This window comes from Pseudomonas paracarnis (assembly GCF_904063055.1).
GTDB classification, from domain to species: Bacteria; Pseudomonadota; Gammaproteobacteria; order Pseudomonadales; family Pseudomonadaceae; genus Aquipseudomonas; species Aquipseudomonas paracarnis.
Map to the genome: position 1 here is coordinate 174150 of NZ_CAJFCN010000006.1, position 19019 is coordinate 193168.

At 61.7% G+C, this 19019-nt stretch carries 20 protein-coding genes and 1 riboswitch; of the genes, 5 read left to right on the forward strand and 15 right to left on the reverse strand.

Annotated features, from left to right (window positions below; translation table 11 throughout):
- Nucleotides 1-9: 9 nt before the first annotated feature.
- On the reverse strand, nt 10-1374 hold the full coding sequence (gene rmuC, locus JMV15_RS14930; RefSeq protein ID WP_169918249.1) for a DNA recombination protein RmuC: 1365 nt from the start codon (nt 1372-1374) through the stop codon (nt 10-12).
- A gap of 175 nt (nt 1375-1549) precedes the next feature.
- The gene (locus JMV15_RS14935; RefSeq protein ID WP_038451067.1) at nt 1550-1873 is read right to left on the reverse strand and encodes an SEL1-like repeat protein; all 324 of its coding nucleotides are present in this window, start codon (nt 1871-1873) and stop codon (nt 1550-1552) included.
- Nucleotides 1874-2330: 457 nt separating this feature from the next.
- On the opposite strand from JMV15_RS14935, the gene JMV15_RS14940 reads away from it, so the two are divergent.
- The 4 genes from JMV15_RS14940 (at nt 2331) to JMV15_RS14955 (ending at nt 5488) form a co-directional block, all read left to right on the forward strand.
- Entirely contained in the window at nt 2331-2636 is a 306-nt protein-coding gene (locus JMV15_RS14940; protein ID WP_014719378.1) for a hypothetical protein, read from the forward strand.
- Nucleotides 2637-3079: 443 nt separating this feature from the next.
- Nucleotides 3080-3304: a hypothetical protein gene (locus JMV15_RS14945; protein ID WP_003193022.1), complete on the forward strand. Its 225-nt coding sequence runs from the start codon at nt 3080-3082 to the stop codon at nt 3302-3304.
- Between the two features lie 278 nt (nt 3305-3582).
- The gene (locus JMV15_RS14950) at nt 3583-4065 is read left to right on the forward strand and encodes a hypothetical protein (RefSeq protein ID WP_201491701.1); all 483 of its coding nucleotides are present in this window, start codon (nt 3583-3585) and stop codon (nt 4063-4065) included.
- 145 nt (nt 4066-4210) lie between these two features.
- Entirely contained in the window at nt 4211-5488 is a 1278-nt protein-coding gene (locus JMV15_RS14955; protein ID WP_003193026.1) for an OmpP1/FadL family transporter, read from the forward strand.
- Between the two features lie 64 nt (nt 5489-5552).
- On the opposite strand, the gene JMV15_RS14960 is transcribed toward JMV15_RS14955, so the two are convergent.
- The 13 genes from JMV15_RS14960 to cobO all read right to left on the reverse strand — a co-directional run bounded on the left by JMV15_RS14960 (nt 5553) and on the right by cobO (nt 17271).
- Nucleotides 5553-6104: a glutathione peroxidase gene (locus tag JMV15_RS14960; protein WP_014719380.1), complete on the reverse strand. Its 552-nt coding sequence runs from the start codon at nt 6102-6104 to the stop codon at nt 5553-5555.
- Nucleotides 6105-6254: 150 nt separating this feature from the next.
- A complete protein-coding gene (locus JMV15_RS14965) occupies nt 6255-7463 on the reverse strand; it encodes an MFS transporter (RefSeq protein WP_014719382.1) in 1209 nt (402 codons plus the stop codon).
- Between the two features lie 54 nt (nt 7464-7517).
- The gene (locus tag JMV15_RS14970; protein WP_014719383.1) at nt 7518-7922 is read right to left on the reverse strand and encodes a MarR family winged helix-turn-helix transcriptional regulator; all 405 of its coding nucleotides are present in this window, start codon (nt 7920-7922) and stop codon (nt 7518-7520) included.
- A 42-nt stretch (nt 7923-7964) separates the two neighbouring features.
- The gene (locus tag JMV15_RS14975) at nt 7965-8693 is read right to left on the reverse strand and encodes an adenosylcobinamide-GDP ribazoletransferase (RefSeq protein WP_038452232.1); all 729 of its coding nucleotides are present in this window, start codon (nt 8691-8693) and stop codon (nt 7965-7967) included.
- 2 nt (nt 8694-8695) lie between these two features.
- Entirely contained in the window at nt 8696-9271 is a 576-nt protein-coding gene (gene cobC / locus JMV15_RS14980) for an alpha-ribazole phosphatase family protein (RefSeq protein ID WP_014719385.1), read from the reverse strand.
- Nucleotides 9268-10323, reverse strand: a complete 1056-nt coding sequence (gene cobT, locus JMV15_RS14985) for a nicotinate-nucleotide--dimethylbenzimidazole phosphoribosyltransferase (protein WP_014719386.1) — start codon at nt 10321-10323, stop codon at nt 9268-9270. The genes cobC and cobT overlap by 4 nt, the downstream gene beginning before the upstream one ends.
- Complete coding sequence (gene cobU / locus JMV15_RS14990) at nt 10320-10841, reverse strand: bifunctional adenosylcobinamide kinase/adenosylcobinamide-phosphate guanylyltransferase (protein ID WP_038451072.1); 522 nt, start codon at nt 10839-10841, stop codon at nt 10320-10322. Before cobU ends, cobT begins: the two co-directional genes overlap by 4 nt.
- Before the next feature lie 448 nt (nt 10842-11289).
- Entirely contained in the window at nt 11290-12741 is a 1452-nt protein-coding gene (locus JMV15_RS14995) for a cobyric acid synthase (RefSeq protein WP_038451074.1), read from the reverse strand.
- Entirely contained in the window at nt 12738-13727 is a 990-nt protein-coding gene (cobD, locus tag JMV15_RS15000) for a threonine-phosphate decarboxylase CobD (RefSeq protein ID WP_032903127.1), read from the reverse strand. The genes JMV15_RS14995 and cobD overlap by 4 nt, the downstream gene beginning before the upstream one ends.
- The gene (cbiB, locus tag JMV15_RS15005; protein ID WP_038451075.1) at nt 13720-14628 is read right to left on the reverse strand and encodes an adenosylcobinamide-phosphate synthase CbiB; all 909 of its coding nucleotides are present in this window, start codon (nt 14626-14628) and stop codon (nt 13720-13722) included. Before cbiB ends, cobD begins: the two co-directional genes overlap by 8 nt.
- Nucleotides 14625-15275, reverse strand: coding sequence for a 5,6-dimethylbenzimidazole synthase (gene bluB, locus JMV15_RS15010; RefSeq protein ID WP_014719391.1), 651 nt, complete (start codon nt 15273-15275; stop codon nt 14625-14627). The genes cbiB and bluB overlap by 4 nt, the downstream gene beginning before the upstream one ends.
- Nucleotides 15272-16663, reverse strand: a complete 1392-nt coding sequence (locus tag JMV15_RS15015; protein WP_038451077.1) for a cobyrinate a,c-diamide synthase — start codon at nt 16661-16663, stop codon at nt 15272-15274. The genes bluB and JMV15_RS15015 overlap by 4 nt, the downstream gene beginning before the upstream one ends.
- A complete protein-coding gene (gene cobO, locus JMV15_RS15020) occupies nt 16660-17271 on the reverse strand; it encodes a cob(I)yrinic acid a,c-diamide adenosyltransferase (protein WP_005790169.1) in 612 nt (203 codons plus the stop codon). The genes JMV15_RS15015 and cobO overlap by 4 nt, the downstream gene beginning before the upstream one ends.
- 79 nt (nt 17272-17350) lie before the next feature.
- A riboswitch (cobalamin riboswitch) is annotated at nt 17351-17597 on the reverse strand.
- Nucleotides 17598-17696: 99 nt separating this feature from the next.
- On the opposite strand from cobO, the gene JMV15_RS15025 reads away from it, so the two are divergent.
- Nucleotides 17697-19010, forward strand: a complete 1314-nt coding sequence (locus JMV15_RS15025; RefSeq protein WP_032903123.1) for a PQQ-dependent sugar dehydrogenase — start codon at nt 17697-17699, stop codon at nt 19008-19010.
- Nucleotides 19011-19019 lie beyond the last annotated feature (9 nt).

Here is a 19019-nt window from a genome sequence, read left to right on the forward strand (position 1 = left end):
TCCTATTTATTATTCCGGGAGATGCGCCACGCCATCCGAATCGGTCATCGCCCGCTCCAGCAGATCCGCCGGCAAGCTCTTACTGGCGCGGGCGCCGAGCAACCTTAGCTGCTCGGTACGGCTGACCAGGTTCCCACGCCCATCCGTCAGCTTGTTGCGCGCCGCGCTGTAGGCCTTGTCCAACTGTTGTAGCCGGTTGCCCACTTCGTCCAGGTCCTGGATAAACAGCACGAACTTGTCATACAGCCAGCCGGCACGCTCGGCAATTTCCCGCGCGTTCTGGCTCTGGCGCTCCTGCTTCCACAGGCTGTCGATCACGCGCAGGGTGGCGAGCAAGGTCGTGGGACTGACGATTACGATATGGCGGTCGAAGGCTTCCTGGAACAGGTTGGGCTCGGCCTGCAATGCCGCAGAAAAGGCAGCCTCGATCGGTACGAACAGCAGGACGAAATCCAGGCTGTGCAAACCCTCCAGGCGCTTGTAGTCCTTGCCGGCCAAGCCTTTGACATGATTACGCAGGGACAGCACGTGTTGCTTCAACGCGGCCTGGCCAATCACCTCGTCATCCGCCGCCACGTACTGTTGATAGGCGGTCAAGCTGACCTTGGAGTCGACCACCACCTGCTTGTCGCCCGGCAACATGATCAGCACATCGGGCTGGAAACGCTCGCCATCCGGGCCTTTGAGGCTGACCTGGGTCTGGTACTCACGGCCCTTCTCCAGGCCCGCGTGTTCCAGCACTCGTTCAAGAATCAGCTCACCCCAGTTACCCTGGGTTTTCTGGCCCTTGAGAGCGCGGGTCAGGTTAGTGGCTTCGTCCGACAGACGCAGGTTCAATTGCTGTAGGCGCTCAAGCTCTTTGGCGAGGGAAAAGCGCTCACGGGCTTCGTTCTGATAGCTTTCTTCGACACGCTTCTCGAAGGACTGGATACGTTCCTTGAGCGGGTCCAGAAGTTGGCCCAGGCGCTCCTGACTGGTTTCGGCGAAGCGTTGCTCACGCTCGTCGAAGATCTTGCCGGCCAGCTCGGCAAATTGCGCACGCAGTTCGTCTCGTGAGCCTTGCAGGTCGGTGAGGCGTTGCTGATGACTCTCTTGCTGCTCACGCAATTCGGCGCTCAGGGCCGCGGCCAAGGCGTCGAGGCGACGCAGTTCGGTTTCCTTGGCGCTACGGTCGAGGTTCCAGGCGTGCGCGGCATCGCGGGCGTTATCGCGGTCGATCTGCAACAGCTCGACTTCACGGCGCAGCGCCGCCAGGTCGGCTTGTTTGGCGGCATTGGCCTGGCTGAGGTCACTGATCTCATCGCGACTGGCGTCCAGTTGCGCGGCGAGCCCTTCCTGGGCCAGTTGTGCGGTCGCCAGGCGCTCCTCCAGCAACTCCCAGCCGGTGGTGCGTGCGGTCAGGCGCCGCTGGAGTTGCCAGCACAGCGCCAGTAGCGGCACGGCTGCGCCCACAAGACCCAAGGCGATACTGGTCCAGTCAAACACCATAGCCATTTCTGCCATCACCGAAAAAGATCAAGGGTAACCAAGCCTAAGGCCGGAGGACAGCTCAGTCTTCGACCTGCCCCAGTTCGCGCTGGGCGCGACGGTCGCCGGCGCGAGCAGCCGAACGCAACAAATCGTGGCCGATACGCCGGTCTCGGGCATTTCCGCACTCGCGGCACATCAGTTGGCCAAGACGGCTCTGAGCGGCCACCACGCCTTCGCGGGCGGGCTGCTTGAGCAAGCGTCCGGCGAGATGCTTGATATTGTTGCTCTGCCCCAGGCGCGGGCTGTCGAGCAGCCACAAAGCAACCTTCAAGGAAAAACGCTTGGGCGCGGTAACAGTTTGGGCCGTGTCGGTAACAGAAGGTGATACTGAGCGAAACTTCATAAAGCACTGTGGGGCAGAACGGAAGGCGCGCCACTCTACTCTTTTTTTCGTACAGGTAAAGCTGAAAAAACCGTGCACGCCCGTCCTAGAGCAAGCGCTCGGGACAATCCACAGAAGCTGTGGATAACTCAGTGGACAACCCCCCTTGAACAGGCGCAAAGCCCCATGGAACGGGGGCCGCGGTCAAACTGACGATTTTTTCACCAATAAAAAAAAGCGAGATTTTTCATTGACTTAAATTTTGATTACAGGCAAATGGGCGCACTTGCACACCCGTGGCAGCAGGGTTACACCCTTGACCACAAATGTGCACAAGTCCCGATCGGCTGGTTATATCGTCGGCGTTTTTTGATTCAACACCGGTTAAACATGTTACTAAGCGCGCAAACCCGAGGGCTTTTCAAATCTGCCTCGGCTCGCCACACTGCGCCACCGCCAATGCAAACCAGTAGGGCCGATGAAAGGAATTCTGTTATTCGCCGGGCTGCTACTGGCCATCTGCGCGACCTCGCTTGGGATCAATGCTGCGCTCCCCTCGCCGGACGGCGCACTGTTTGCTATTGCTATCCTGCTATCGGCCGCCTTTACCGCCGTGATTCTGTGCATCGAACTCAGTGATGGCAGAATTAACGACATGGGCGATGTGATCCGCATGATCGAGACCGGCCAGTCCTTGCGGCTGACGCTCGCCGCCTACGGTCTGGGCTGTGCCTTGGCCGCATCCATGACCGTGCTGGTCTATTGCGAGTTACTCGGCGGCTGAACGAAGTTTTTTTGCAATCGGCCTTCCCTTCCCTGTTTCAATCCGTTACTATCCGCGGCGTTAGTACCAAGCTGAAAGTCAATTCTGGTCGAACACGTCCCCTGAACCACATGGGATCGGCCACCTCGATGGTTTCCAGGTATTCCTTGCGACGACACTGCCTTTGAACAAGCAAAGGGTGGCGCGAAGTTCCAATACTCTGACCGAACCAACCTGCAAATTGATCAGGATCTCCACCCTGGGCCCAGAACCTTTGCCCTTGTTGTGTTGCCTGCCCTCCTAAGTACCTACCTGCCAGCCCAAGCGCGCCAAATTTAATTGCGCTTCAAACTGGCTGCTTTGTTCCAGTCGGGTTCTTCGTTTGATCAATGGTGATCAGCGTTACTGGAACGTTTTAACGTTGCACGGTTCTTATCCGTGTCATTTGTAGGAACACCAATAATATGAACGCTCAAATCCACACTCAGGATGCCATTCGCACCCTCACCAACGCTTTTGCCCCAATGAACTGCCTGATCATGGCCGCTCGCAAAGGCTGCTTCAGCTTCACCCTGGTCAACGAACACGGCATCGCTCGTCACAGCGAACGCCTGTACCCCGATCAATACTCCAGCGCAGAACCGCTGCAGGCCGTGATCGATCGTACCCGTCAGGCACTGACTGCCTGATCGACCCGCGTCGCTGAAACCTCAAAAACCCTGTTTGAATAACAGGGTTTTTTATTGCCTGGAATTTGGCCCTGAGTTCGCCGGGCTAAGTACAAATGGATATAAACGTTATAACCAGTTGCAGAAGATGTTTTAAAAACAGTCCTTTACATCGTGAATATGACACTACACTTCAACTCAAGCGGCGTGATCCGCTTACGACGGGCCTGAGATCCGATTCACCGCTGCCAAGCCCCCCTTCTCAGGCTCGTCCACTCTTTGCAAGGACTGAGGCTCGTATGGGTATTGCCGCCAGTGAATTGTGTCGTTATGTGATCAGGCCGACGCTGATGTACCTCGGCCGCCACAGCTCGACAGCCGAATCCCTGCTGCTGGGCATTGCCGCCAGCCAGTCAGAACTGGGCTCGGCGCCGCATGACCGCCGCGGCCACGGCCTCTACAGCATCACCGAACCACGCCACCGCGCGCTCTGGGATAACTACCTGGCGCTGGACCCGGAACGCGCCAGCCTGGTGCGCGGGCTGGCCAGCCAACATGCGTTCCTCAGCGCGCCCCAGTTGGAGCTGACGGTAAACCTGCGCTACGCCACCGCGATCGCCTGGTTGCTGGTGGAACAACATCGTCCTGCCCTTCCCGCGCCCGGCGATGTACTGGCCATGGCGCGTATCTGGAAAGAAATATTCCACCCCCAAGGCCGCCTGCGAGATTTCACCCAAGCCTGGCAAACCTGTGTAATCCCAATGAAACAGGCAGCTTGCTGACCGGGCAAATTGCAAGATTCGCCAAAAAACGGCGATTTTGGTCTGATTGTCCTACAAAAACGCTCTATCTCCCGCATTACAGCCTATAGCGCGATGTGAAATTTATTGATACTTTCCGCAGCGGTGATCACACGGAGTTCTAATAATGAAAAAAGTAATGCTCAAGACCACACTTAGCCTCGCCGTTGCCATGGCATCCTCCCAACTGTTCGCCAGCGGCTTTGCGCTCAACGAACAGAGCGTGAGCGGGATGGGTACCGGTTTCGCAGGTCGCTCTTCTTCTGCCGATGATGCGAGTACTGTGTTCGGTAACCCTGCCGGTATGGCACGTCTGGAAGGCCAACAGATCACCGGTGGCGTTGCAGCCATTGATGCCTCCACCGATATCAGCAATGTCAGCGGCCGCTCCGCTGGCAGCAACAAAGGCGATATGGTGCCTTTCACCGCCGTTCCTTTCGGTTTCTACACCAATAAACTTAACGACCAGTGGGCTGTCGGCTTCGGCGTCTATGCGCCGTTCGGCCTGGTGACCGACTACGAAAGCGGCTTCCAGGGCCGTGGCTTTGGCAGCAAGAGCGAAGTGAAAGTCATCACCTTGCAACCGACTGTCAGCTACGCCTTCAACGATCGCGTTTCCGTGGGTTTTGGCCCGACCATCAACCGCATCGCCGGTACCCTGGAATCGGACCTGACGCTGAACCCTCGCGCGCCAGACACCAATATCAAGATCAAGGGTGACGACACCGCGCTGGGCTTCAACATCGGCGTACTGGTCCAGGCCACCGATACCACCCGTGTCGGCCTGACCTACCACTCCAAGGTCAGCTACAAGCTGGACGGCCACACCGAAGTCACCGCACCGACCGCGACCTCGCCGTTCCTGCGCAGCAACCGCTATGACGCCTCGCTGAAAATCGACACACCTGAGTCCTACGACCTGTCCGTCACTCAAGACCTGACCGACGCGTGGAAACTCTACGCCGGTGCAACCTGGACACGCTGGAGCCGCCTCAAAGACATCACCGTCAAGAACGAAGGCGTCAGCGGCGCTACTGGCGGCGCGCTTGCCCCAGGCCTGGTCAGCACAATCAAGGAAGACCAGAACTGGCACGACACCTGGGCCTACGCCGTGGGTACTTCGTACCAGCTCACCAAGCAAGTGGTACTGCGTACCGGCCTGACATTCGACCAGTCGCCTACCAACAACACGGATCGCTCACCGCGCATCCCGACCGGCGACCGTACCATCTTCAGCCTGGGCCTGGGCTACCAGGTCATGGATAACATGACCATCGACCTGGCCTACTCCTACCTGAAGGAAGAGGACGTCAAGATTTCACGCTCCAACCAATTGGCCAGCTACAACGCCAAGTATGAAAACAGCGCCAACGGTTTCGGCTTGGGCATGACCTACAAGTTCTAACCGCAGTCGTATAAAAAAGCCCCGCTCTCCTGTGAAGGAGTCGGGGCTTTTGTTTGGCTGGCGGTCAGGGTTTGGAAGCCAATGCCTGTTCCACCGCCTTGATCAGCTCCGGACTGTCCGGCTTGGTCAGGCTGGAAAAACTGGCCACAACATTGCCCTGGCGATCCACCACATACTTGTAGAAATTCCACTTCGGCGCCGCGTCGGCCTGCTGTGCAAGCACCTTGAACAGGTGCACCGCATCCGGCCCCTTGACCTTCTGCGGCTCGGTCATGGTGAAGGTCACGCCATAGTTCACGTAGCAGACCTTGGCGGTTTCCTCCCCGGTCTTGGCTTCCTGCTTGAAGTCATCGGACGGCACGCCGATCACTTCCAGGCCCTGGCCCTTGTAGCGCTGATATAACGCTTCCAGGCCTTTGAACTGTGGGGCAAAGCCGCAGAAGCTCGCTGTGTTAACGATCACCAAGGGCTTGCCAGCGAATTGCTGGCACAGGTCGATGGATTCCTTGGCCCGCAGCTTGGGCAATTGGCCCGCAAGCAACGGTGGGCAACTGGCGGCCATCGCCACGCTGCCAATAGCCATCAGGACGGGTACAGCGAGCCAGCGCATCTGCATGTCAAAAGTCCTTGAGTCAGTTCAGACCCACAACTTAGCAGATCGCCATGCCCAGTTGCATCAATGCCAGGCCGCCCTGCTGCCAGCCCCACCAGGCCAGCAGCAATAACACCATCCCCACAGCCACCAGCATAAGACGCGCTGTCATGCTCATGCCGCCTCCATCTGCGCCTGAATACGTGCCACCGGCCGCTCACGCACCGGCCAATTCAGCGCGGCGGCGAGCAGGCTGAGTAAAATTGCCACCTGCCAGATCAAATCGTAGCTACCGGTTCGATCATAGACCACCCCGCCCAGCCACCCGCCGAGGAACGAGCCAAGCTGGTGGAACAGGAACACAATCCCGCCGAGCATCGAGAGGTTGCGCACCCCAAACAGGGTCGCAACGGTGCCATTGGTCAGCGGCACCGTGGACAGCCACAAGAATCCCATCGCCATGCCAAACAGATACGCCGTGACCTCGGTGACCGGCGCCCACAGGAACAACACAATCACTACCGCCCGTAACAGGTACAAGCCGGTGAGCAGACGCGGCTTGGACATGCGGCCACCGAGCCAACCCGCCGTGTAGGTGCCAAATACGTTGAACAGGCCAATCAAGGCCAGCACCGTGGTGCCCACCGTGGCCGGCAGGTGCTGGTCGACCAGGTATGCCGGCAAGTGCACACCGATGAACACTACTTGGAAACCGCACACAAAAAAGCCGAAGGACAGCAGCCAGAAGCCGGAGTGGGAGCAGGCCTCTTTCAGCGCTTCGCCCAGGGTTTGCTGGCCCACCGTGACCGCCAGCGGCCGGTCCTTGAGCATGGCGACCAGCGGCAGGATCAGCGCCACCATCAAGCCCAGCGCCAGCAAGGCGGCCGACCAGCCGAGCCAGCCAATCAGGCCCAGGGTGCCGGGCACCATGGCGAACTGGCCGAACGAGCCGGCGGCGCTGGCAATGCCCATGGCCATGCTGCGTTTTTCCGGCGCTACGGCGCGGCCAACCACGCCGAGAATCACCGAGAACGAGGTGCCGGACAGGCCAATACCAATCAGCAAACCTGCGCTCAACGACAGCGACCAGGCAGAGTCGGACATGCCCATCAGCACCAGGCCGACGGCGTACAACACCCCGCCGACAAACACCGCCTTGGTCGCGCCGAAACGGTCGGCCAAGGCCCCGGTAAATGGCTGCGCCAAGCCCCAGATCAGGTTCTGCAAGGCGATAGCAAAGGCAAAGGTTTCACGCCCCCAACCGAATTCGCTGCTCATCGGCGCCAGGAACAGGCCAAAGCCATGCCGTACGCCCAAGGACAACGCCAGGATCAGCGCACTGCCTAAAAGGACCCAACCACTGGTGCGCCACATCGAGGTCATTTCTTATTCTCCGTTCGCGGGTATATACCCGCTTGTAGTCGAACAAACCGCCGTTCAGGCAAGTTCATCCAGCAAGGCCAACAACATTTCGCGCTTTTCGGCGCCGAGCTTATCAATCAGTTTCTGTTGCGCTGCTTCCCACGCCGGCAACGCAGCGCCTAGCCGTTCATGGCCGGCGTCAGTCAACACCACCAGGCGGTTGCGCAAATCGTCGCCCTCCACCAACTGCACCAGTCCTTCGCCTTCCAGGACGCGCAGGTTGCGCCCCAGGGTGCTGCGATCCAAGCCCATGGCGTCCGCCAGGCTGGAAATGCTCGGCTGGTCGAGACGCTGCAGGTTGCACAACAGAGAATACTGGGCAACGTTGATCCCGAAGCCGTCGAGAGCGCCGTCGTAGTGCCTGCTGACGCCACGGGCGGCACGTCGCAGGTTGGTGCATAAACATTGGGAGGCAAGCATAGAGCGTGTATATACCCGGAGTTAACCAATTGCAAGAAAGCGTTACAACGCCAGCCCGACCAGCACCGCGACTTCAAGCAGCTCCAGCAGTGCGCCAGCAGTGTCGCCCGTGGTACCGCCCAGACGCTTGACCATCAACTGGCGCAGCCACACGAAACACAGGGCCGCCAGCAACACCGCGATGCCGCCGCTGAAACCACCGATCAGGATGCAGGCCAACCCACTGAGGATCAGCACCTGTTGGCCGACAATTCGCGGCAGATGATCTGACAGTGCCTGGCCCAATCCGCCCGCCCGCACATAGCGCGTGGTGAGAAACAGCGCCAGCATCGAAGCACGTCCGATCAAAGGCGCCAGGATCAAAGCGGCGCCATTGTGTTGTTCGATCAACGCCACCAACGCGCTGAACTTGAGCAGCAGCACCAGCCCCAGGGTGACCACCGCAATCGGGCCGCTGCGCGGGTCTTTCATGATGCTGAGGGTGCGCTCCCGGTCGCCAAAACCGCCCAACCAGGCATCGGCGCTGTCGGCCAGCCCGTCCAGGTGCAGGCCACCGCTGAGCAGCACCCAGGCGGTGAGCAGCAACGCGGCGTGCAACAGCAACGGGGTACCCTGCAACACCTGGTTGAGGCCCCATAACAGCACGCCGAACAGCAACCCTACCAGCGGATAAAACAGCAACGAACGGCCCAGCTCTTGAGGCTGCGGCATGCCCGGCAAGCGAATGGGCAGGCTGCTGAGAAATTGCAGGGCGATCCAGAACGGCAGCATCATCAGCGCCCTTCCTTCAACACGCCATCGGCCGCAACCTGCAGGCCGAACAGGGCACCGTGGCCCACTTCGACATTCAGCAGTTGCTCACGGGGCAACCCTCGCGCCTGGGCCAGCAGCAGGCGCATTACACCGCCATGGCTGATCAACAGCACGCGCTGGCCAGCATAGGCCTGATGCAGCCGCCTGACAGCGCCAAGCACGCGCGCGGAAAACTGGATGACCGGCTCGCCTTCCGGCGGCGTGAATTCATAGGGGTTGGCCCAGAACAAGCCCAGCCCTTGGGCATCGGTGTCCATCAACGCGGCCGCACTCTGCCCTTCCCACGCGCCGAAGTGCAGCTCTTGCAGATCGGCCTCCAGAGTCACCGGCACATCGAGCTGTGCCCCCAACTCCTGGGCGAACAGAGCGCAGCGTTGCAGCGGTGAGCTGATCAGCCGATCCCACGGCCCCTGCCCCACCACTGCGTCGCGCATCTGCCGCCAGCCGTTGGCGGTCAGCGCATCGTCCAGGCTGCCACGCAGGCCTCCGCCCAGTTCGGTTTCGCCGTGACGCAGCAGGTCCAGGCGTAAGGTCATGCGGGGCGGTCCGCCACGGCGGCTTCGGCGAAGGTCGCCATCTGCCCGTGCAGCGCACACGCCAGGCGCAACAAAGGCACCGCCAACGCCGCGCCGCTGCCTTCGCCCAGGCGCAGGCCCAGTTCCAGCAACGGTTGCGCATCGAGGCTGTGCAGCACATGGCGATGGCCCGGCTCGGCCCCCCGATGGCCGAACACCAACCATTCGCGGCACGCCGGGTTCAAGCGCACCGCCACCATCGCGGCCACGCTGCAGATGAACCCATCCACCAGCACCACGATGCCTTCCTGGGCGCAGGCCAGGTAGGCGCCAACCAAGGCAGCAATTTCAAAACCGCCGAGATTGAACAGGGTTTGCAACGCATCGCTGCGCTGACCGGCGTGCAACCCCAGGGCGCGCTCGATGACCGCGACCTTGTGGCTGACCCCTGCGGCATTCAAACCGGTGCCAGGGCCTGTGAGGTCAGTGACCTGGCAATCCAGCAATGCGCAGGCCAAGGCACTGGCGGCAGTGGTATTGCCGATGCCCATCTCACCGCCGATAAAGAGTTGCGCGCCGCTTTCCAGGGCACGGCGTGCGCTGTCTCGTCCAGCTTGCAAGGCCAACTGCCCTTGGGCTTGGGTCATCGCCGGGCCATGCACGAAATTAGCCGTGCCCGCACCGATATTCAGGTGACGAACGCCGGGCAAATCCAGGGACGGCGTGACCGTGCCGAGGTCAATCACCTCCAATTGCGCTTGCAGTTGCCGCGCCAACACGCTGATCGCCGCGCCACCGGTGACGAAGTTTTGCAGCATCTGCCCGGTGACCTCTTGGGGAAATGCCGACACGCCTTCAGCGACCACACCGTGATCGCCGGCAAAAATCGCGATCCACAGGTGATCTACCGTCGGTTTGACCTGGCCCTGCAAACCCGCCAGCCGCACCGCCAGGGCTTCCAACTGGCCGAGGGAACCGGCGGGCTTGGTCAACTGCTGCTGACGCGCCAGCGCCTGTTCGTGGGCCGTGGTATCCACCGCCTTGCAGGGGTTGAGCCACCAGGAATCGGTCATAACGCAGTACCTTTCAAAGTCAGGGGCAGGCCGGCAACCGTCAGCACAACGCGCTGACATTGCTCGGCCAAGGCTTGATGCAGCCAACCGGCTTCATCCACATAACGGCGAGTCAATTCGCCCAGCGGCACGACACCCAGGCCGTTCTCGTTGCTGACAAAAATGATTTCCCCCGGCAGCGAAGCCAGGGTTTGCAACAGTTGATCACGCTCGGATGCAAGGCGAGCCGGGTCTTCGAGCATCAGAAGATTGGTGAGCCATAAGGTCAGGCAATCCACCAGCAGGCAGCGATCAGTGGCGGCGTTTTCCTGTAGCACACGCGCCAGGTCGATGGGCTCTTCAACCAGGCCCCAATGGTCGGGACGACGCTGGCGGTGCAGCGCGACGCGCTCGCTCATCTCACCGTCGAGCGGTTGGCTGGTGGCGATATAAATGACGGCAAGCCCGCTCTCTGCGGCAAGCTTTTCGGCCAGGCGGCTCTTACCCGAACGGGCACCGCCGAGGATCAATTGATACATGCAAAGGCCCCTGGCAAATGATGTGGCGAGGGAGCTTGCTCCCGTGACGGCCTGACAGCCGACGCTGATCCAGCTGACGCACCGCGACCCAAATGTGGGAGCTGGCTTGCCTGCGAAGACGGCCTGACAGTCAACACAGTTGGACCGTGTACATATCCATTTCTGCGGTAACGGCCACTTAGGGTTCCGCTTTTACAGCGGCTCACTTTTGAAAAGCGCAAAAGTAAGCAAAACGCTCTTGCCCCACCACTCGGCACCTCGCCCAGGCTCGGTGTGCCCGTAATCCGCCAGTGATTTGGGGGGCCGCCTAAGATCAAGATCAAAAGCAGATCAAGATCAAGGGCGGCTCGCTTCGCATCGTGGTTACCGTTGAGCACTACAGCGTTGTGTAGATACACATGGCTATCGCAGGCAAGCCAGCTCCCACAGTTGGATGGTGTGAACACCGTCAGATCCCACATAGCTTGCGCAACAAATCGGTGTCCAAGTGGTGCTCCACCAAGTCCGCCAACCGCTCGATATCGCGCTCGCGCAAGCCGTGATAATCCACCTCTTGCACATCCTGCAACCCGGCCCAACGCAGCAACGCGCTGCACGCAGCCGGGGTCTCGAATAGGCCGTGCAGGTAGGTGCCTAGAATTTGCCCATCAGGGCTCTGCGCGCCATCGCTGCGGCCATCGTCCAGCAGGACCGCAGCGCTTGCCAAGGCAGCGCCGCAGGTCACCCCCGCATGGATTTCATAACCGCTGACGTCGGCATCTTCCAATACCAGACGCCCACGCACATTGCGCAGTTGTTTCTCTTGTTCCAGGGTGGTGCTGAACGCCAGCAACCCAAGGCCGGCACTGGAGCCCGCGAGCCCTTCCAGACCCAGCGGGTCATGGACCTGCTCGCCGAGCATCTGCAAGCCGCCGCAGATCCCCAGTACCTTGCCGCCATAACGCAGATGCCGCGCCACGGCGGTTTCCCAGCCATTGGCACGCAGATAGGCCAAGTCACTGCGCACGCTTTTCGAGCCCGGCAGGATGATCAGGTCAGCGGCAGGTATCGCCTGGCCCGGCCCGACGAACTGCAAGTCCACCTGGGGGTGCAAGCGCAGCGGGTCGAAGTCGGTATGGTTGCTGATGCGCGGCAGCACCGGCACCACCACCTTGAGCACTTGGGCGGCCTTGTCGATCTGGCGCTGGTCGATGCCGTCTTCCGCCTCCAGGTGCAGGTCCATCACGTAGGGCAGCACGCCGACGACCGGTTTGCCGGTGCGCGCTTCGAGCCAGTCCAGCCCTGGTTGCAGCAACGCGATATCGCCGCGAAAACGGTTGATGATGAAGCCCTTGACCCGCGCCTGTTCACTGGGCGACAGCAGCTCCAGGGTGCCAACCAGATGGGCAAACACGCCGCCGCGGTTGATGTCCGCGATCAACAGCACCGGGCAGTCCACCGCCTCGGCGAAGCCCATGTTGGCAATGTCATTGGCGCGCAGGTTGATCTCGGCCGGTGAGCCCGCGCCTTCGACCATCACCACCGGGTAGGCCTGGCTCAAACGCGCGTGGGAGGCCAGCACCGCTCGCATCGCAATGGCTTTGTAGTCGTGATAGGCCACGGCATTCATGCTGGTGACCGCACGGCCATGGATGATCACTTGGGAGCCGGTGTCGCTGTTGGGCTTGAGCAATACCGGGTTCATGTCGGTATGGGGCGCCAGGTTGGCAGCCTGGGCCTGCACCGCCTGGGCGCGGCCGATCTCGCCGCCTTCGGCGGTCACCGCGCTGTTGAGCGCCATGTTCTGCGGTTTGAACGGTGCCACCGCGACGCCTTGGCGTACCAGCCAGCGACACAGCGCAGTCACCAGGGTGCTTTTACCGGCGTCGGAGGTGGTGCCCTGCACCATCAACGTGGTCATGTGGCGTCCTTGTAGGCGGCCAGGGCTTCATCAAGGCGCAGCCAGTCGGCGTCGGTGTCGGGCAGGCCCAAGCGCACGCTGCTGTTGTGCACGAACAGGCGCAGCAGGATGCCGCGTTGGGCCATGAATTCGTACAGCCGTTCAGCGTGGGGGGTAATCAACCACTGGAACAATGCGCAGCCGCCGTGCGGTTGAAGCCCACGGCGCTCAAGCAACTCGAACAGACGCTGGCCGGCTGCGATGCAACGACTGCGCTGGCGCGCATGCCCGTCGGTGTCGCGCAGGCACACTTGGCCCAACACCCGCGTCGGCCCACTGACGGCCCAGGGCCCGACCTGTTCGGCCAACAGCTTGAGCAACTTGCGCTCGGCCAGCACAAAGCCCAGGCGCACGCCGGCCAAGCCGAAGAACTTGCCGAATGAGCGCAGTACGATCAAGCCGACCTGATCGGCATGGCTGGCCAGGCTCAAGTCCGGGGTCACGTCAATGAACGCCTCGTCCACCACCAGCCAGCCACCGCGCTGGGCCAACCGCGCATGCCAGTCCAGCAGGCGTTGCGGGCTCAGGCTCAAGCCCGTGGGGTTGTTGGGGTTGACCACGACCAGCACGTCGAGGCTGTCGAGAAAGAAGTCGACTTCCTGCTCCTGCACTTCGCGCACCACATAACCGGCGCGGCGCCAGGCTTCGGCGTGTTCGGCGTAACAGGGCGAAAGCACGCCGACCTTGCCGGAACGACGCAAGCGCGGCAGCAGTTGGATCGCGGCCTGAGAGCCCGGCACCGGCAGCAATGGGCCGGCGCCGTAGTACTCGCTGGCAGCCTTCTCCAAGCCGTCATCGGTTTCCGGCAAGCGCGCCCAGGCACGCAAGGGAATCTCGGGAATCGGCCACGGCCAGGGCGCCAGGCCGCTGGACAGGTCGAGCCAATCCGCTTCGGCAATGCCGTACTCAATCGCGGCCTTACGCAGCCGACCACCATGTTCAAGCATAGATTTGCGCCCCCACGCACAGGACCAGCAGCCACAGCCATACGCCGCGCTGCACCAGTTGCCAGCCGCGATCAATGGAATCGGCGTCGGCCGGCGGGCCTTCGCCCAATGGCGGGCGCTGATGCACCTCGCCGTGATAAATCGCCGCGCCGCCGAGCTCCACACCCAAGGCACCGGCCCCTGCCGCCATCACCGGGCCGGCGTTGGGGCTGTCCCAAGTCGGGCCCTGAGTGCGCCAGCATTTGAGCGCCAGGCGGGTTTTACCCAATAACGCGTAGGTTAAAGCCACCAAGCGCGCAGGAATATAGTTGAGCACATCATCGATCCTGGCGGCTGCCCAACCGAAGCGCTCAAAGCGCTCATTGCGATAGCCCCACATGGCGTCCAGGGTGTTGCTCAGACGATAGAGCACCACGCCCGGCACACCGGCCACCACAAACCAGAACAACGCGGCGAATACCGCATCGCTGCCGTTCTCCAGCACCGATTCGGTGGCTGCGCGGGCCACTTCAGTACGGTCCAGTTCACTGGTCTGACGGCTGACCAGGTAACTCACACCTGTACGCGCCTCGTCCAGGTCATCACGGCGCAGGGCCTGGGCCACTGGTATCACGTGCTCGCCCAGGCTGCGCATGCCCAGGGCGCAGTACAACGCCAGGATCTCCAGCAGCCAGCCGATATAAGGCGCCCACGACAACGCCGTGGCCAGCAGGGTCAGCGGCACCACCGCAATAAACCACGCGGTCACACCATGGCTGCGCCAGCCACGCCCGCCAGTATTGAAACGTTGCTCGATGCGCCCGGCGAAATTGCCGAACGCCACCAGCGGATGCCAGCGCCTGGGCTCACCGAGCAGCGCATCCAGCGCCACCGCAGCCACACACAGCAAGGCCACACTCATTGACTCACTCCCCACGTGTTTTCATACAGCATGTCACTCAGCGGTCGCGGATCGGCCCAGCCTTCAAGCTGCAACATCGGTGCCGGGTAAAACTCGGCCACCGGCCCCAGGCACAACACTGCAAGGGGTTTTGCGCCGGGTGGCAAACCCAGCAACTCGGCCAGGGCCTGGGGGTCGAACAGCGAAACCCAGCCCATGCCCAACCCTTCCACGCGCGCCGCCAGCCACAGGTTCTGGATGGCGCAGGAGAGCGAGGCCATGTCCATTTCCGGCAGGGTGCGGCGCCCGAAGATGTGGCGCTCGCGATCGTCCATCAAGGCGGCGACCAATACCTCGGCACAATCGTTGATGCCTTCGACCTTGAGCTTCATGAACGCATCGGAGCGCTCGCCCAATGCTTCGGCGGTGCGTACGCGCTCTTCTTCTACCAACTGTTGAATCTGGCTGCGCAACGAGCGATCGCTGATGCGGATAAAACGCCACGGCTGCATCAGGCCGACGCTGGGCGCCTGGTGCGCAGCGTGGAGCAGGCGCTGCAGCAGTTCAGGCGCGACGCTGCCACCGCGGAAGTGGCGCATGTCGCGGCGTTCGGCGATGGCGCGGTAGACGGCTTCGCGGTCGGCTTGGGGGAATGCGTTGTCAGTCATGGCCTCTTCGCGAGCAAGCCCGCTCCCACATTGGATTGGTTTGCAACTGGGTCAACTGTGGGAGCTGGCTTGCCTGCGATAGCGGTCTCAAGGTCGGGCGCAAACAACGCGGCCACCGCGCCAGGATTCGACGGAAAATAAAAGTGCACATAGGAGGCGGTCAAACGACCCTGTCGGTAAACCGCTTCGGCACCGCGCCCGCCGTTAGGGCTCAGGCCACGGGCAATCGGCGCCCATTCGGTACTGGTCAGGGAATGGTGATAGGTATGCCCACGCAAGGTCCCCTCCGGCAGCTCGACGCTTTGCAGCGCCAGGGCCGCGAGTTTCTTCTGCATCACCGCATCACCTTGCAACAAGCCAACCAGTTCGGCGCGCTCACCCTCCACATCGGTCAACGAGTCGAGCAGATAGAGCATGCCACCGCATTCGGCGAGCAGCGGTTTGCCAGCGGCGTGATGAGCACGAATGGCGTCCAGCATCGAGGTATTGGCCGACAATGCCTGGTGGTGCAGTTCCGGATACCCGCCGGGCAAATAGAGGCTGTCCGCTTCAGGCAATTGGCGATCATGGATCGGTGAGAAGAACTTCAGCTCCGCGCCCATTGCCCGCAACAGATCCAGGCTGGCGCCGTAAGTAAAAGCAAAGGCTTCGTCACGGGCCACGGCAATCCGCACACCGGCCAGCAAGGGTTCGGTTTCGATCACGTGCGGCGCGGCAAAGGTCACCCGCGGCGGCAGGGCCACTTCGCAACTGCTGCCCAACGCCTGGGCGGCGGCATCCAGGCGTATATCAAGGTCATTCAGTTCGCTGGCTTGCACCAGGCCCAGGTGGCGGCTGGGCAGTTCGATGCCGGTCTCGCGGGACAATGCACCGTACCAACGCAAGCCCTCAGTGAGGCTGCCTTCAAGCAATTGCGCATGGCGCAGGGTGCCGACGCGATTGGCCAGCACGCCGGCGAACGGCAGGTCGGGCTGATAGCGCGCCAGCCCCAGGGCCAGGGCGCCGAACGTCTGGGCCATAGCCGTGCCATCGATCACGCCCAGCACCGGTACACCGAAGTGCCGCGCCAAGTCAGCGCTGGAAGGCGTGCCGTCGAACAGGCCCATCACGCCTTCGATGAGGATCAGGTCGGCCTCCCCCGCTGCCTCCCAGAGCAGGCGGCGGCTTTCCTGCTCGCCCACCATCCACATGTCCAACTGGTACACCGGCGCGCCACTGGCACGCTCGTGGATCATCGGGTCGAGAAAGTCCGGCCCGCATTTGAACACGCGCACCTTGCGCCCCAGGTTGCGGTGCAAACGCGCCAACGCGGCGGTGACCGTGGTTTTGCCCTGGCCGGACGCCGGAGCGGCGATCAGTACGGCCGGGCAATGACGGGGCTGATTCAAAGTTCGACGCCTTTCTGTGCCTTGATACCGGCCTGGAACGCGTGCTTGAGCATGCCCATTTCGGTGACGGTGTCGCCCATTTCGATCAGCTCAGGCTTGGCGCCACGGCCGGTGACCACCACATGCTGCATGGGCGGGCGGGCTTGCAGGTCGCTGAGTACCTGGTCCAGGTCAAGATAACCGTGCTTGAGGGCGATGTTCAGTTCATCCAGCACCACCAAGCCGATGGAAGGGTCATTCAACATGGCCCGGGACACTGCCCAAGCCGCTTCGGCAGCGGCGATATCGCGCTGGCGATCCTGGGTTTCCCAGGTGAAACCTTCGCCCATCACGTGAAAGCGCACCTGCTCGGGGAAGCGGCGAAAAAACAATTCTTCGCCGGTGCTGTTACGCCCCTTGATGAACTGCACCACACCGCACTGCATGCCATGGCCCATGGCCCGGGCCAACATGCCGAACGCCGAACTGCTCTTGCCTTTGCCGTTGCCGGTCAGCACCAGCAGCAGGCCGCACTCGTTCGGGGAATTGGCGATGCGCTCGTCAATCACGGCTTTTTTGCGCAGCATGCGCGCCAGGTGGCGTTCGTCGCGGTCGGGGGAATCAGTCATGGCAGCTCTCCGTTGGGGCTGGACAAAAACGGCGGGCAGGAAAAAGAAACAACAGACAGCCAAGCATCGCCCACCGTGATGCTGTTGGATGATCCAGGCCGGTCTCCGGGCTCATGAGTGGCGCTTTTGATAGCAAGCAGCCGAGGGCGCGCCTTCCCATATCGCACGCGACACAGTGGCAAACAGCACCGTCTTGACTCATTTACCGTTGCGGGGGCAGCGCCGGAATCGCGGCAGCACTGTGTACAAGTGCGCTCGCTCACCGGCTTCCCTGTTTCACTCCGTCGACGCGTACGCCACAGAGCACCTGGAACAAGCCGCGAAGGTTAGTGGGTTGGGGGTGGAGCGTCAATTAAAGCTGGCCTTGTACTTGAACCATCCGCCGTTCGTGCTTCTCTACCCCTACAGGTATCAAGGAGAAAACCATGCCTAAAACCCGACTTGCCCTACTGATCATGTTCGCCGGTAGCCTCGCTGCGTGCGGCGAAAGCTCGACCCTGCAGGTCGCCGACGGCACCGGGCCCTCGCCCCGGCTGCCGGAGCCGAACAAGACGTTGATCCCCACCGTCAATATCGCCCCGGCCATCGGCTGGCCCGAAGGCGCCAAGCCCGTCGCCGCCGCCGGCACCCAAGTGGCCGCATTCGCCGAAGGCCTGGACCACCCGCGCTGGCTCTACGTGCTGCCCAACGGCGACGTTCTGGTGGCCGAGACCAATGCACCGCCCAAGCCGGACGATGCCAAAGGCGTGCGCGGCTGGGTGATGGAAAAAGTCATGGACCGCGCTGGCGCCGGCGTGCCGAGCCCGAACCGCATTACCTTGCTGCGCGATGCCGACCATGACGGTGTGGCAGAAACTCGTACGGTGTTCCTGGAAAACCTCAATTCGCCGTTTGGCATGACCCTGATGGGCAACGACCTGTACGTGGCCGATTCGGATAAGTTGCTGCGCTTCCCCTATCAGCCAGGTGAAACCACAATCACCTCCCCAGGCACCAAGGTGGTGGATTTACCCGGTGGCCCCTTGAACCACCACTGGACCAAAAATGTGGTGGCCAGCCAGGACGGCAGCAAGCTGTACGTGAGCGTCGGCTCCAACAGCAACGTCGGCGAAAACGGCCTGGAAGCCGAACAGGGCCGCGCCGCCATTTGGGAAGTCGACCGCGCCAGCGGCCAACACCGCATTTTTGCCTCCGGCCTGCGCAACCCCAACGGCATGGCCTGGGAGCCACAGAGCGGCAAGCTGTGGACGGCGGTCAACGAACGCGATGAGATCGGCAGTGACCTGGTGCCGGATTACATCACCTCGGTCAAGGATGGCGGCTTCTACGGCTGGCCTTTCAGTTATTACGGCCAGCATGTGGATGTGCGTGTCACCCCGCAGAACCTGGACATGGTCGCCAAGGCCATCGCTCCCGACTATGCGGTAGGCCCTCATACTGCGTCGCTGGGGCTGACCTTCGCCGAGGGCAGCAAACTGCCCGCTCCCTTCAGTAATGGCGCATTTATCGGCCAGCATGGTTCCTGGAACCGCAAGCCGCACAGTGGCTACAAGGTGATTTTCGTTCCCTTCGAAGGGGGCCAGCCGAAAGGGCAACCGGTGGATGTGCTGACGGGGTTTCTTGATAGCGATGAGAAAGCCATGGGCCGGCCGGTCGGCGTGGTGATAGATCAGCAGGGTGATTTGCTGGTGGCCGATGATGTGGGCAATAAGGTTTGGCGGGTGTCGGCTGTTAAGTAAATAACCACA